The sequence below is a fragment of the Enterococcus sp. AZ078 genome, from assembly GCF_051714985.1.
Lineage (GTDB): Bacteria > Bacillota > Bacilli > Lactobacillales > Enterococcaceae > Enterococcus_B > Enterococcus_B hirae.
This window is the reverse complement of record NZ_JBIOSW010000001.1, coordinates 1,159,206-1,172,881: the sequence shown is the minus strand read 5'-3', so window position 1 is coordinate 1,172,881 and position 13,676 is coordinate 1,159,206. Positions and strand designations below refer to the sequence as shown.

The window sequence follows — 13,676 nt, the reverse complement described above, 5'->3', positions numbered from 1 at the left end:
AATGAAATTAATTTTATTATTGGTACTTGCCTATCTTCTAGGCTCGATTCCTTCGGGGGTTTGGATAGGTAAATTATTTTTCAAAAAAGATATCCGCCAACATGGTAGCGGAAATACTGGCACCACCAATACTTTTAGAGTTTTAGGAAAAACAGCAGGTACAATTGTGTTGTTCATGGATATCTTGAAAGGAACCTTGGCAACTTGCTTACCAGTTATTTTCCACGTTACAACCATTAATCCCCTATGGTTTGGTGTTTGTGCGATCTTAGGTCATACGTTCCCTATTTTCGCTGGCTTCAAAGGAGGCAAAGCAGTTGCAACAAGTGCTGGAATGTTACTTGGATTCAATCCTCTATTTTTTATCTATTCCAGTATCATCTTCGTTGTTACGCTCTTTTGTACTAGTATGGTAAGTTTAACAAGTATGATCAGTGCAACTTTGATCACTTTATCAACGATTATCCTTCCTTACATCGCACCTGGTATCTTGCCTAAGCAAAACTGGCTATTGACGATCATTGCATTTTTAGTTTCTGCCTTTATTTTCTATCGCCATAAAGAGAATATCCTACGAATCAAAAACCATACAGAAAGTCGTATCCCCTTCGGATTGAATAGTAGTAAGAAAAAAAATTGACCTGAGAGAAAAACAGTTGACTAATCAGCCAACTGTTTTTTTAGCTTTTAAATGATTGATTCGTTAAGAAGCGAAAAGAAACGATTAGCAAAATAAAGGGAACATGAATCATTATACCTGATTTCCTCTGATTAATTGAAATCAAACAACTTTAGGATAACCACTATTTTACCGTAATCGAATATTTTGTTTGAAAAATTTCATGTGCGCCTAGTTGATTGATTCCAGCTTTTTCCATCAATTCTCCCGAGCTGTTTACTGTATCTGCGATACCACACCAAGGTTCGATACAAACAAAAGGCGCTTCTTTTGGATAAGGTGACCAAATCCCAACATATGGCATATCTTTATAACTCAATGTCACACTGTGGCTAGATTTTTCACTACGGATGGCATAAGCGTTCAATCCTTTCGTTTCAAATACTAGTGCATCATTTTCAAAAAGATCGTGTACTAATGCAAGGTTGGTATTTGTTTGTCCAAGTGTTTTTTGTTCCATATCGATATATGGCCCACTTAAAGGTAAACGCAAACGTGATTTTTTAGGTGAAAACGCAAGGTAAAAATCCTCAAAAGTCAATCCTTCTTCCAGAGGAACATTAAAGGCTGGGTGACCCCCAATCGAAAAGAACATTTCTTCTTCTCCAGTATTAGCCACTTGATAATGAACGGTGATCCCATCTCCACCTAATTCATAAGAAATCACTAATTCAAAATCAAAAGGATAATTTTTTTTGGTCTCGGGTGTGCTTCTTAACAAAAAGCTGGCTAATTCTTGACCATGTTCGATTACTTCAAAATCCATATCTCTCGCAAAGCCATGTTGCCCCATTGAATAAGTCTTTCCTTGGTACGTGTATTGGTCATCCTTTAATCTTCCAACAAATGGAAATAAAACGGGCGCATGTCTTCCCCAATACGCTGGATCAGCTTGCCAAATATACTCAAGATTATTATCCTTTGATTTTAAACTGACCAATTCTGCTCCATGTTCAGCAATTTCAGCAATCAATTGATCATTTTGAATGATTACAGTCATTATAATTCCTCCACCGTTAAATCTTAGGACCTGAGATAGCTAGTCTCAGGTCCTAAGCTATTCTTATTTTTTCCAACAAGAAGTATCCGAATCATCCTTGGCATTACTCGTGTGTTTCAGCGAAAAGAAAACCTAAAGGAGACTCTTTTTGTCTACTTCGTTCCTACTGAATAGATTCATCTAATCAATCGGTCATAGATTTTTAGTAACTGTGTTTTGTTAATTCCTCTTTGAATCTGGAATTTAGAACTTTTAAATACGTCCCTTTCATCCCAAGGGAGCGTGATTCAATGATCCCAGCTGACTCTAATTTACGTAATGCATTGACGATCACTGAGCGAGTGATCCCAATTTTATCCGCAATATTGGATGCTGTTAAACGTCCTTCATCGCCTTCTAAGGCATCAAAAATCGCTTGAACTGCCTTCAATTCGCTGTAAGACAAAGTATTGATCGCCATTTGGACAGCTGTTGCACTTCTGACATCCGCTTCAATACTACGTGATTTTTGATAAAGAATCTGCATACCGACTACCGTCGCACCATATTCAGCTAACACTAGGTCTTCATCGGTAAAGGCTTGTTCCATCCTTGATAAAATAATGGTTCCTAACCGCTCGCCAGCACCAAAAATAGGAACTACTGTCGTCAAACCAAATGGGTATTTTTCTCTTGCTTCAAAAGGAAAAGCAGTCATTTCACTACTGATCGGAATATTGGCTTCCGTTTTGTTCAATTGATCAACTGTGTCAGTATAAGAATCGGGAAATTGCTTTTCAACAAACATCATTTTTATCCGTTCATTGTTGACATCATGACGTTCATCATAGCCTAATAAGACACCTTCACTGCTGATGATATAGACGTTACTATCTAAAATAGCACCTAATGTCACAGCCATTTTATCATAAGGTAAATCAGCTCGCAGATCGAAAGTATTTTTTTGTTGTAATAATTTGTTGATATTGCGGGTTTTTGTTAATAAATCCGTCATTTTCTTCCTCCGATTTTATAAAATAAAACGACTTAAATCTTCATTTGCTACAATCGAACCTAATTTTTCTTCTACATATGCTTCCGTAATCGTGATTTCTCCCATTTGCATGTCAGGTGCTTCAAACAATAAGTCTTCTAACAATTTTTCTAAGATCGTGTGCAAACGTCTAGCTCCGATATTGTCTGTATCGCGGTTCACATCATAAGCGATTTGAGCGATTTTCTCAATTGCTTCTTTCGTAAAGATAACTGAAACATTTTCTGTGCCAATTAATGCTACGTATTGTTTGATCAGTGCATTGTTTGGTTCAGTCAAGATCTTAATAAAGTCATCTGCAGTTAAATCATCTAATTCTACACGTATTGGAAACCGTCCTTGCAATTCTGGAATCAAATCACTTGGTTTTGATAAATGGAAGGCACCAGAAGCAATAAATAAGACGTGATCCGTTTGGATAACTCCATACTTCGTGTTCACTTGTGAACCTTCAACGATTGGCAGGATATCTCTTTGGACGCCTTCACGTGATACTTCACCAGATTGTTGTGATTTTGAAGTGATTTTATCGATTTCATCAATAAAAATGATCCCGCTTGATTGTGCTAATTGAATGGCTTCACTATGGATGTCAGCATCTTTGACTAGTTTACTTGATTCTTCTTTGATCAACAGTTCAAGTGCATCTTTTACTGCTAACGTGCGCTCAACCTTTTTCTTCGGTGTTAGCGCCCCTAATGTTTCATTTAAATCAATGCCCATCTGTTCCAAACCATTGTTCATCATTGGAGCTGGTTTCTTTTGTTCTTCTATTTCGATTGTTACTTGACGGTTATCAAGTAAACCTTTTTGTAATTGTTCTAGAACCGTTTTCCGATTGACACGGATTTCTTCAGTCACTTCTTCTTGCGGTTCTGCTGTATTTTGTTGCGCAACATTGAACATGTTCATCATTTGTTCAAATTGATTTCCTGTTTGTTTTTGTTCTTTTTTAATTCCAGGAACCAGCACTTTTACTAATCGTTTTTCTGCTCTTTTCTTAGCTTCAGTATATACACGGCTATATTGTTCTTTTTCAACGATCTGGATCGCATTTTCTACTAGATCACGAACCATCGACTCCACATCTCGACCAACATAACCTACTTCTGTAAATTTCGTTGCTTCTACTTTCACGAAAGGAGCGTTGACGATTTTCGCCAATCGACGAGCGATCTCTGTTTTCCCTACCCCTGTTGGTCCGATCATCAGCATATTTTTAGGTGTGATGTCTTGTTGCATTTTTTCATCTAATTGTAAACGGCGATAGCGATTGCGCAAAGCGACCGCAACTGATTTTTTAGCTGCTTGTTGTCCAATGATATATTGATCTAATTCATTAACGATTTGTCTTGGTGTTTGTTTTAATTCATACATTCTTCTTCACCTCTATAATTCTTCCACAATAATATTATGATTTGTAAAGATACAAATGTCTGCTGCAATATTCAATGCATTCTCTGCGATTTCTTTGGCACTCATGTCGTTTTGTGCGTAGTTCTTCATTGCTCGAGCAGCAGCTAATGCAAAATTCCCTCCTGAACCAATTGCCAAAATTCCATCATCTGGTGCAATCACTTCCCCAGTACCTGAAACTAATAACATTTCTTTTTCATTCATTACGATCAACATTGCTTCTAGTTTTTGCATGGACTGTTGTGTCCGCCATTCTTGCGCTAATTCCACTGCAGCTCGCTGTAAATTACCATTGTATTCATTTAATTTGCCTTCAAATTTTTCTTCCAATGTAAATGCGTCTGCGACACTTCCAGCAAATCCTACGATGACTTCATCATTATAGATTCGACGGACTTTTCTTGCGCTTCCTTTCATCACCACGGATTCGCCCATTGTAACTTGACCGTCACCTGCCATTGCAAATTTTCCATCTTTTTCAACGGCACAAATCGTCGTTGAATGAAATTGTGATTCTACCATAGTTATTTCCTCCCAATTAAGATTACTAATCCTTTTCTATTACGCTCTTGGATGAAACGAGCGATAATTTTTTTGTAAACTTTCTTTTGTCACGTGAGCATAGATCTGTGTAGTAGATAGATTAGCATGACCCAACAGCTCTTGAACTGTCCGCATATCTGCACCATTATTCAGCAAGTGTGTAGCAAAGGTATGCCGCAGCATATGTGGATGGATCGAACTATCTAAACTACTCTTTTTAATCACTTGATTCAATACATACTCGATCCCTGTTGGCGTAATTGGTTCACCATGATGGTTCACAAAAACATAGTCATGACTCTTGTGGTATTTATCCATCAGCACCTTTCGCCCTTTTTCAAAATACTCTTGTAAGGCATCTTGTGCGAATGAACCAAGTGGTGCATACCGTTCTTTATTCCCTTTACCATGAATCAACATGACTTCGGAGTCGAAATCGATTTCTGCTAGTTTCAAATTACTGCACTCGCTTAATCGAATGCCCGAACCGTAAAGAACTTCTAATAGCGCTTGGTTCCTCAAATCTAAAGGTTTTTCTCCTTTGACACTGTCAAATAATGCTTGCATTTCATTCTCATAAAAAAAGCGAGGTAGTTTCAAATTTTTCTTTTTTAGGTGGACATAAGAAAAAGGATTTTCTTTGATCACTTCTTCTTTTAAAAGGTATTGATAAAAAGAGCGCAGACTTGCAATCTTACGACTGATCGAATTTCTGCTATATCTTTCATCAGTTAGGTAACTTAAATACACTCGAACATCTAAGTGATTGATTTTTAATAAATCATCCTCTCCTGATTCTGTAAGAAATCTTTCAAAATTAGTGAGGTCTTCCTCGTATGCTTCTCGTGTTTTTTCAGAGTAACCACGTTCCACGATTAAATAACGCAAAAACTTATCTTTCCACGTTTGTTCTAGCATTTTATCACCTTCCTTTTAATCCCAGAGATAAATTTAGCATAGCAAAATTAAAAAAACAAATAAATTGTCAGAATTTAATCAATATTTCTAAGTTTGTTCACAATTGAAACAATTAATTTGACAAATTTCTTAGATTACGACCTTTTTTTTAATCTGATATTTACTCATTTTTTACCAAAAGAAAAAAATTCCTTTTGGAACACTGCAAATAAAAGATGTGTTGTATATTTATTTTATGCCTAGTAAAGAGCCCGGAACACCTTTGTCCCGGGCTCACTTCATGTTACTGAGCTGTTACTTCATCAATTAATTCTTTTTTTATTTGTTCATTTGCCTGAAGTGCTCTTTGAGCAATCGCTTCATAACGTGTTTTTTTGTCACGAATGCGCTCTGGTAATTCAGGGAACAAACCATAATTCGCATTCATTGGTTGGAAATGTTTTCCTTCAGCATGTGTAATATAATACGCCATACTCCCAATCGCTGTTTCTCGTGGAAACTCAATCGGCTCACTTTCTTTAGCTAAACGAGCAGCATTGATCCCTGCAAGCAAACCACTAGCTGCACTTTCAACATAACCTTCCACACCAGTCATTTGTCCTGCAAAGAACAAGTCTTCACGCTTCGTTGATTGATAAGTTGGTTTCAATAATTCTGGTGAATTCATAAAACTGTTGCGGTGCATTACACCATAACGGACAAATTCTGCGTTTTCTAAACCTGGGATCATACGGAAAACCCGTTTTTGTTCTCCCCATTTTAAGTGCGTTTGGAAACCAACGATGTTATACAATGAGGCAGCGGCATTGTCCTGACGTAACTGGATCACCGCATAAGGGCGTTTACCGGTTTTTGGATCTTCTAATCCAACTGGTTTCATTGGACCAAACAGCATTGTTTTAAAGCCACGCTGAGCCATCACTTCGATCGGCATACAGCCTTCAAAGTATTTTTCTTTTTCAAATGATTTAAGTTCGGCTACTTCAGCTGTTGTTAAAGCTTCGTGGAATGCTTTAAACTCTTCTTCAGTCATTGGACAGTTTAGATAAGCTGCTTCTCCTTTATCATAGCGTGATTTTAAATAGACTTTATCCATATCGATCGTTGCTTTGTCTACGATCGGTGCTGCTGCATCATAAAAATAGAATCCGTCAGAACCATTGAATGCTTTAATACTTTCAGCTAACGGGTGAGAGGTTAAGGGACCAGTAGCAATAATCGTGATCCCTTCTGGAATTTCAGTGATTTCTTCATTGATGACTGTTACTAGCGGGTGTTCTTTGACTTTACGTGTGATCGTCTCAGAAAAAGAATCCCGATCCACTGCTAAGGCACCGCCAGCTGGAACAGCTGTTTCATCAGCTGAAGTGATCACGACTGAATTTAACCGTCGCATTTCTTCTTTTAATAAACCTACTGCATTTGCTAAACTATTCCCTCTCAAGGAGTTGGAACAGACTAACTCTGCAAAATTACTTGTATGGTGTGCTTCTGTTGATTTCACTGGGCGCATCTCGTATAAACGAACAGGAACACCTGCTTGAGCGACTTGCCAAGCTGCTTCACTTCCAGCTAATCCTGCACCTATTACATTAACAGTTTTCAAATAAAGACCTCTTCTCATTTTATTTTTGAATGTCTTCTTCATAGTCGCCATTGATACATACGACTTGTTTTCCGCCTTTGACTTTCTTTTCAACTAAATACTGGTCACATTTCGGACAATTTCGACCTACTGGTTTGTCCCAAGAAGTAAAGTCACAGTCTGGAAAACGTGAACACCCGTAAAAGATTCGGTTTTTCTTAGACTTGCGTTCAATCACCTGACCCTCATGACAAACTGGACAAGTCACACCGATCTCTTTAACAATTGGTTTCGTATTTCGACAATCAGGAAAATTACTACATGCATAAAATTTACCATACTTTCCTAATTTTATAACCATCGGATGCCCACAAATATCACAGTCAAATCCAGCCGGTTCATCTTTGATTTGAATTTTTTCGATTTTTTCTTCTGCATTGGTCAATTCTTTTTCAAATGGTTTGTAGAAACGATCCACCACTTCGATCCATGCTTCTTTTCCTTCTTCAATTTTATCCAAATCACCTTCCATTTCAGCGGTAAAATGGATATCGACGATTTGGGGGAAGAAATCACAAATCAAAGAATTGACGATTTCACCCAATTCAGTTGGTTCGAAGCGTTTTTGTGTCAATTTGACATAGTAACGTCGTTGGATCGTATCCAGCGTTGGCGCATAAGTGGAAGGACGTCCCACACCATTCTCTTCCAAAGCACGGATTAAAGTTGCTTCACTGAATCTTGCTGGCGGTTGCGTGAAATGTTGCTTCGGTTCAATGTCCACTGATTGAACAATGTCCCCTTGTGCTAGTTCTGGTAAGATATTTTCTTTATCTTCTTTCCCATCATCTCTGCCTTCAACATAGACTTGCATGAACCCTTTAAATTTAACTTTAGAGCCATTCGCAATAAAAAGTACGCCATTTTGTTCTAAGGTAACTTTCATGGTATCTAATATCGCTGGTGTCATTTGACTAGCAACAAATCGTGACCAAATAAGGGTGTAGAGTTTTAATTGGTCCTTGTCTAAATATTGTTTGATTTCCTCAGGAGTACGTAGGACACTTGTCGGGCGAACTGCTTCATGGGCGTCTTGCGCACCTTGCGCATTTTTGATTTTACGTTGTGCATGACTAGAAAATTCTTTCCCGTAAGTTTCTTCGATGAAGGTAGCCGCTTCTGCTTTCGCAGTCTCAGCGATCCGTGTTGAATCGGTACGCATATATGTGATCAAACCTACAGTCCCTTGCTTACCTAAGGAGATTCCTTCATATAATTGTTGTGCAACCATCATCGTTTTCCGTGTTCTAAAATTCAATTTTCTAGCAGCTTCTTGTTGTAGGCTACTCGTAGTAAATGGGTTTGCTGGATTTCGTTTCCGTTCTTTCTTTTCAACTTTTTGAACGGTGAAATCTGGTCCATCAATACGATCAGTAACTTCTTTTACGGATTGGGCATCAGGCAATTTCTTTTTCTTGCCATCAATTCCCCAAAAGTTTGCTTTAAATTTTTTACGTGTTTTTTTGAAATTACCGTCAATGCTCCAGTATTCTTCTGGAATGAAATCACGGATTTCTTTTTCACGATCAATGATAATTTTTAATGCAATAGACTGTACTCTTCCAGCACTTAGTCCTTTTTTGACTTTGCGCCATAGGATTGGACTGATGGAGTAGCCCACCAAGCGGTCTAACGCCCGTCTTGCTTGTTGGGCATCCACTAAATCCACGTCGATTGTTCTTGGTTCCTTGAAGGCTGCTTTTACCGCTTCCTTAGTAATTTCGTTAAAAACCACACGATTTTTTTCTGATAAATCTAAACCTAGTAAATAGGCTAAATGCCAAGCAATTGCTTCCCCTTCTCTATCCGGGTCACTTGCAAGATAAACTTTTTGCGCTTTTTTTGCTGCTGATTTTAAACTTTTGATCACATCGCCTTTTCCGCGAATTGAAATATAATGGGGTTCATAGTTGTTTTCGACATTAATTCCCATTTTACTTTTAGGTAAATCACGTATATGACCGACACTGGCCATTACTTTATAATTACGACCAAGATATTTTTCAATGGTTTTGGCCTTTGCAGGTGATTCCACAATCACTAAATATTTATATGCCATTACTGAATGGACTCCTTTCCATTGACATGTTCCTACTATATTAAGCGGACTCATACAAATCGTAGCTTATCATATCCATTCAGAAAACGTTTGTCAAGAAAATCAAATGAGAAGTTCCTGTTATTCTTTCAACTCGAACAATAAATCTTCACCAGAAATCACACAAACAGCACCATCTTGAATTAGTTGATGGGAGCCAGTTGAGTATTGTGTCAAAATATTTCCAGGTACAGAAAAAACAGTTCGACCGATTTCTAACGCTTGTTGTGCTGTTATCAAAGAACCACTTTTTTGCTTTGCTTCAATGACACAAGTGCCTTGTGACAAAGCAGCAATGATTCGATTTCTCATGGGAAAGCGGTATTGTTTTGGTCCTTCATATGGTGGATATTCACTAAGTAAAAGATGATTCTTTCCAATTTCTGCTTGAAGAAATTGGTTTTCCTTTGGGTAGGCTTTTTTAATTCCTGTACCGATTACCGCAATCGTCTTTCCAGTATTTTTAATCGCAGCCAAATGTGCGTATGTATCGATTCCTTTGGCACAGCCACTAACGATGACATAGTTAGCATCTATGACCGGAGTTAAAAGTTCATGTACAACTTTTTTTGCCAAGACCGAGGTTTTCCTGCCCCCAACCACACTGAGCATCTTTTGTTTTAGTAGAGAAAGATCACCAGAATAAAATAAAAGAATCGGTGGTGTCGCAAGATGAAAAAGTTGCGGGGGATAGCACGGGTCAAGACAAGTAATGAATGACTGAGCTGTTTTAAACTTCGCAAAATTTTGATTGATTTGCCGCCAACTTTCTTGAAATTTTTCTCGATGACGAACAATTTTTGCGATTTCAATGATTTCATAAGAAGACAACTCGCATGTTTGAGTTTCCAATAAAGCCTGGACAACCGCCCATTTTCCTTGACTGCTAATTCCTTTCGCATAAGCTAATTTAAGTAAAAATCCTTCAATCTGATCCATGAACGAAAACCGCCTCTCGAAGTTACTTTTAAATAAAATACGCAAGAGACGGTCAAACATCTTAAGATAAATAATTTTTTATCGGTGCAAAAGAGCGTCGATGAATAGGGGTAATTCCTTGTGTTGCTAAGCCTTGTAGATGTTCTTTCGTTCCATAACCAGCATTATGGCCAAACCCATAACCTGGATATAGTTCATCATATTTTTTCATTAAATCATCACGATAAACTTTTGCAATGATACTTGCTGCCGCAATAGAAACTGAACGAGCATCTCCTTTGATCAATTTTTCTTGCTGGATTGGCAAATCCAGTGTCATGGCATCAATTAAGAGATAATTTGGACGTATCGCCAGCTTTTCTACAGCTTGGATCATTGCTAGTTTGCTTGCCTCATAAATATTGACCTCATCAATCTTTTTTTCATCAATGATGCCGATACCGATAGCAAGTGCTTTTTGTTGGATTTGGTCATAAAGCAGTTCTCGTTTTTTTTCTGATAATTGTTTCGAGTCATTTAATCCAAGGATCGGTTCGTCTTTAGATAGGATGACAGCGGCCGCTACTACTGGCCCTGCTAAAGGCCCACGCCCTACTTCATCAATCCCCGCAATCCATTCATATCCTTGTTCATATGCCTGCTTCTCAAATAATGACATTTCCAAATATTTTTCTTGGATCAATGCCGTTTTTTTTACTTGTTTCTCAAAGGATAGAAGCGCTTGTTGTACCCCTTTTCGCTGATCTTGCTTTAGTTCGGCAATGAAGGGATCAGTTAACGACGTCACTGTTTTTAATCGTTCCTTGATACTTTGGATCGATTCACTCATCGCTTGTTTTCCCCATTTCTTCACATCGATCTAACGTGTAGCGCCCAAGTTTTCCTTGACGGATATCGAAGACTACCACTTCACTACCACGATCATAATCATCTTTATAGCCACGCTTTGCAGTAATCGTCATCAATAATTCAGGTGCTAATTGTTGTTCTGCTTCTTCTGGCAACTGATAGCGCTCCGCAATTCTTCCTGGATAGTAACGAGCGAAAAAATCTAAGCCATAGATAGCGAGATCATCTAAATGAACTAACTGGTCTTTAATGGCTCCGGTTAGTGCTAGTTTTTTACCGATCTCTTCATCTTCAAATTTAGGCCATAAGATTCCTGGCGTATCTAATAACTCTAATTCGCTACCTAGGCGCAACCATTGTTGTCCTTTTGTCACACCAGGTTTATTACCTGTTTGAGCAATTTTTTTTCCAACTAAGCGGTTCATCAATGTTGACTTCCCAACATTTGGAATACCTAAAACCATGGCTCTGATTGCTCGTGGTTTGATCCCTCGAGCGGCATCACGTGCTCTTTTTTCTTTCAGTGCTTCTTTGGCTGCTGGAATCAACGCTTTGATCCCTTTACTTTCTTGAGCGGTAATCGCTAATGCTTGATGACCTTGTTGTTGAAAATACGTTTGCCATAACTTCGTTTGTTGGGGGTCTGCTAGATCAGCTTTATTTAATAATACCAACCTTGGCTTTTGTTGGATGATCTGATCAAGCATTGGATTACGTGAAGACAAAGGTAATCGTGCATCGACTAATTCAAAGACGATATCGACATATTTCATTTTCTCAGAAACTTCACGACGGGCTTTTGCCATGTGCCCTGGGAACCATTGGATCGTCATAGAATAAATTCATTCCTTTCATATAAGGATTTCAAACCTTATTCTTACATTATCATATTTAACCTTAGTAAATCTATGCATACAAGTCTACTACCATCAAGTAAGTTGATTAGGCTCATTTTCCTTATATTATTCAAAGCAATTATTGGGTAGACTCTTTCAAAAGCAGCTCTGCAACTATCCATACTACCATGAACCTAAGATCAGCCATTATTTTTATGCATTTATCCTGACTTTACAATTTTTTAAAGTGGATACCGCTTTTTATTCATCAGTGGTTCGGCAGAATAATCCTTCTATCATGATACTAAATCTCAACGCCTTAGGGTATTTTTCTTTATCAAACATGTTTTGTACTTTTATTACTATTAATAAAAAGAAAATACATCATTATAAATAACAAAAAGGCGCCTGTTCCGTATTTTATCATATTTCCCTACTAATCGCACTCTCATTTTGGCATTTTCCGTTCTCTGGATTCTTGATTCCTCCATGCAACAAATTGGTGAGATAACACTTCCTCTAAGACCTCTTCGTTATCCATTACTCAATATAATTTGAGATATTTTTTCACTTAATTATCGACTCTGAGTTTTGGAATCATCAACTGTCGATTATCCTTTTTCAGTTAAAAATGAGCGGAACCCCCCATCCTGCTTTCTAACGTTTAATCGATTGAGTTATTTATTTTTTTATTTAACGCTCTTGCTTGCTTTTTGCTCTCATTTTTTGCGTATAGATAAAAAGCAATGGTGTGTAAGATCAAATTTAAAATAAGATAAATTGCCAAAAGATTAATTGGTGAAATTGCCAAAGGCAGTTTGAATGAAAGCAAATTGAAAATCGCTAAACCCGCAACTGTATTTCCAACAGTCGCAATCAAAATATTACTGACTGGTTTCAGCGTAAGATGATTCCAAAGCACATCATACATCACACCAAAGACTAATGCACAAACTAGACTAACACCCATTACGTGCCAAAGAAAATAAACATGGATCATCTGTCCTTTCGCAAAGAAGCTTGTTATTATAAATATCAACCAGATGCTGCTTAACGAGAACGTTTGAAAAAAATTATGTTTTATCTGTTTACTCATACCCACATCTCCTTAAATTTTTTTACATAGTGACGATTCACAATAAATTTAGAACCATTTTTCATTTCAATTTCAACCCGTGCATTATCCGTAGAACGAAAAGCTTTAATAAAAGATCGATTAACCAGCGTACTAATGTTGATCCGCACAAATCCGTAACTTGTAAATTGCTTCTCAACTATTTTTAACCGTACAGCTAATAGATACCTCTCATTTGATGTAAAAACGACATGACACATCTGTTCTTTTGACTCGATTGAGGAGACATCACTTAATAGCCTGGAAACTTTCTTATTTGTTTTTGCATCAATTACTACGATTGTTTGCTCCGTAGTCAGAATAGCTTCTTTTATTCTCCCCCACGTTTTTTCGCAAGAAGAATGGGTAGTTACCTTCACTGTATCCTGTGCAATGTGATTATCAATTCCAAATTTTATTCTCAAATTTTCTCCTCCTTGCTTTGATACTCTCAGTTTAAGCCGTACGCATACCATATTCAATTCCTTTCCATGAGGTTGCACTTTTTCGCAAGAAGATTGCAAGAGATAGGAAACATTTCAATACTTCCTCCCTATTCAGGTGTACCCTGCTTCTTCAAATGAAGAATATTCCTGTCTTTAATGA

General features: G+C 37.6%; 13 protein-coding genes. 1 reads left to right on the top strand and 12 read right to left on the bottom strand.

Features of this window, described 5'->3' with window-relative positions; translation table 11 throughout:
• Nucleotide 1: 1 nt before the first annotated feature.
• Entirely contained in the window at nucleotides 2-640 is a 639-nt protein-coding gene (plsY, locus tag IGJ18_RS05545) for a glycerol-3-phosphate 1-O-acyltransferase PlsY (RefSeq protein WP_010719457.1), read from the top strand.
• A 163-nt stretch (nucleotides 641-803) separates the two neighbouring features.
• Here the strand turns inward: plsY and IGJ18_RS05540 are convergent, their stop codons facing one another.
• From IGJ18_RS05540 to IGJ18_RS05485, 12 genes are all read right to left on the bottom strand, one after another.
• On the bottom strand, nucleotides 804-1,679 hold the full coding sequence (locus IGJ18_RS05540) for an aldose 1-epimerase family protein (RefSeq protein WP_161652108.1): 876 nt from the start codon (nucleotides 1,677-1,679) through the stop codon (nucleotides 804-806).
• A 202-nt stretch (nucleotides 1,680-1,881) separates the two neighbouring features.
• The gene (gene codY, locus IGJ18_RS05535; protein WP_010719459.1) at nucleotides 1,882-2,673 is read right to left on the bottom strand and encodes a GTP-sensing pleiotropic transcriptional regulator CodY; all 792 of its coding nucleotides are present in this window, start codon (nucleotides 2,671-2,673) and stop codon (nucleotides 1,882-1,884) included.
• Between the two features lie 15 nt (nucleotides 2,674-2,688).
• Nucleotides 2,689-4,089, bottom strand: a complete 1,401-nt coding sequence (gene hslU, locus IGJ18_RS05530) for an ATP-dependent protease ATPase subunit HslU (protein ID WP_010719460.1) — start codon at nucleotides 4,087-4,089, stop codon at nucleotides 2,689-2,691.
• A 12-nt stretch (nucleotides 4,090-4,101) separates the two neighbouring features.
• The gene (gene hslV / locus IGJ18_RS05525; protein WP_010719461.1) at nucleotides 4,102-4,650 is read right to left on the bottom strand and encodes an ATP-dependent protease subunit HslV; all 549 of its coding nucleotides are present in this window, start codon (nucleotides 4,648-4,650) and stop codon (nucleotides 4,102-4,104) included.
• Nucleotides 4,651-4,689: 39 nt separating this feature from the next.
• Nucleotides 4,690-5,589, bottom strand: a complete 900-nt coding sequence (gene xerC, locus IGJ18_RS05520; protein WP_010719462.1) for a tyrosine recombinase XerC — start codon at nucleotides 5,587-5,589, stop codon at nucleotides 4,690-4,692.
• Nucleotides 5,590-5,872: 283 nt separating this feature from the next.
• A complete protein-coding gene (gene trmFO / locus IGJ18_RS05515) occupies nucleotides 5,873-7,246 on the bottom strand; it encodes an FADH(2)-oxidizing methylenetetrahydrofolate--tRNA-(uracil(54)-C(5))-methyltransferase TrmFO (RefSeq protein ID WP_051092533.1) in 1,374 nt (457 codons plus the stop codon).
• A complete protein-coding gene (gene topA / locus IGJ18_RS05510) occupies nucleotides 7,215-9,293 on the bottom strand; it encodes a type I DNA topoisomerase (RefSeq protein WP_438842989.1) in 2,079 nt (692 codons plus the stop codon). Before topA ends, trmFO begins: the two co-directional genes overlap by 32 nt.
• 120 nt (nucleotides 9,294-9,413) lie before the next feature.
• The gene (gene dprA, locus IGJ18_RS05505) at nucleotides 9,414-10,271 is read right to left on the bottom strand and encodes a DNA-processing protein DprA (protein WP_096709229.1); all 858 of its coding nucleotides are present in this window, start codon (nucleotides 10,269-10,271) and stop codon (nucleotides 9,414-9,416) included.
• Nucleotides 10,272-10,332: 61 nt separating this feature from the next.
• On the bottom strand, nucleotides 10,333-11,100 hold the full coding sequence (locus tag IGJ18_RS05500) for a ribonuclease HII (RefSeq protein ID WP_438842988.1): 768 nt from the start codon (nucleotides 11,098-11,100) through the stop codon (nucleotides 10,333-10,335).
• Nucleotides 11,093-11,953, bottom strand: coding sequence for a ribosome biogenesis GTPase YlqF (gene ylqF / locus IGJ18_RS05495; protein ID WP_010719467.1), 861 nt, complete (start codon nucleotides 11,951-11,953; stop codon nucleotides 11,093-11,095). Before ylqF ends, IGJ18_RS05500 begins: the two co-directional genes overlap by 8 nt.
• Nucleotides 11,954-12,620: 667 nt before the next feature.
• Complete coding sequence (locus tag IGJ18_RS05490) at nucleotides 12,621-13,052, bottom strand: hypothetical protein (RefSeq protein WP_010737376.1); 432 nt, start codon at nucleotides 13,050-13,052, stop codon at nucleotides 12,621-12,623.
• Complete coding sequence (locus tag IGJ18_RS05485) at nucleotides 13,049-13,495, bottom strand: LytTR family DNA-binding domain-containing protein (RefSeq protein WP_034700296.1); 447 nt, start codon at nucleotides 13,493-13,495, stop codon at nucleotides 13,049-13,051. The genes IGJ18_RS05490 and IGJ18_RS05485 overlap by 4 nt, the downstream gene beginning before the upstream one ends.
• Nucleotides 13,496-13,676: the final 181 nt, after the last annotated feature.

Excerpts from the sequence above, each read along its gene's own strand:
- topA (WP_438842989.1), bottom strand. The coding sequence starts at position 9,293 with ATGGCATATAAATATTTAGTGATTGTGGAATCACCTGCAAAGGCCAAA.
- IGJ18_RS05500 (WP_438842988.1), bottom strand. The coding sequence starts at position 11,100 with ATGAGTGAATCGATCCAAAGTATCAAGGAACGATTAAAAACAGTGACG.
- xerC (WP_010719462.1), bottom strand. The coding sequence starts at position 5,589 with ATGCTAGAACAAACGTGGAAAGATAAGTTTTTGCGTTATTTAATCGTG.
- trmFO (WP_051092533.1), bottom strand. The coding sequence starts at position 7,246 with ATGGCGACTATGAAGAAGACATTCAAAAATAAAATGAGAAGAGGTCTT.
- dprA (WP_096709229.1), bottom strand. The coding sequence starts at position 10,271 with ATGGATCAGATTGAAGGATTTTTACTTAAATTAGCTTATGCGAAAGGA.
- hslU (WP_010719460.1), bottom strand. The coding sequence starts at position 4,089 with ATGTATGAATTAAAACAAACACCAAGACAAATCGTTAATGAATTAGAT.
- codY (WP_010719459.1), bottom strand. The coding sequence starts at position 2,673 with ATGACGGATTTATTAACAAAAACCCGCAATATCAACAAATTATTACAA.
- IGJ18_RS05540 (WP_161652108.1), bottom strand. The coding sequence starts at position 1,679 with ATGACTGTAATCATTCAAAATGATCAATTGATTGCTGAAATTGCTGAA.
- IGJ18_RS05490 (WP_010737376.1), bottom strand. The coding sequence starts at position 13,052 with ATGAGTAAACAGATAAAACATAATTTTTTTCAAACGTTCTCGTTAAGC.
- plsY (WP_010719457.1), top strand. The coding sequence starts at position 2 with ATGAAATTAATTTTATTATTGGTACTTGCCTATCTTCTAGGCTCGATT.
- hslV (WP_010719461.1), bottom strand. The coding sequence starts at position 4,650 with ATGGTAGAATCACAATTTCATTCAACGACGATTTGTGCCGTTGAAAAA.
- ylqF (WP_010719467.1), bottom strand. The coding sequence starts at position 11,953 with ATGACGATCCAATGGTTCCCAGGGCACATGGCAAAAGCCCGTCGTGAA.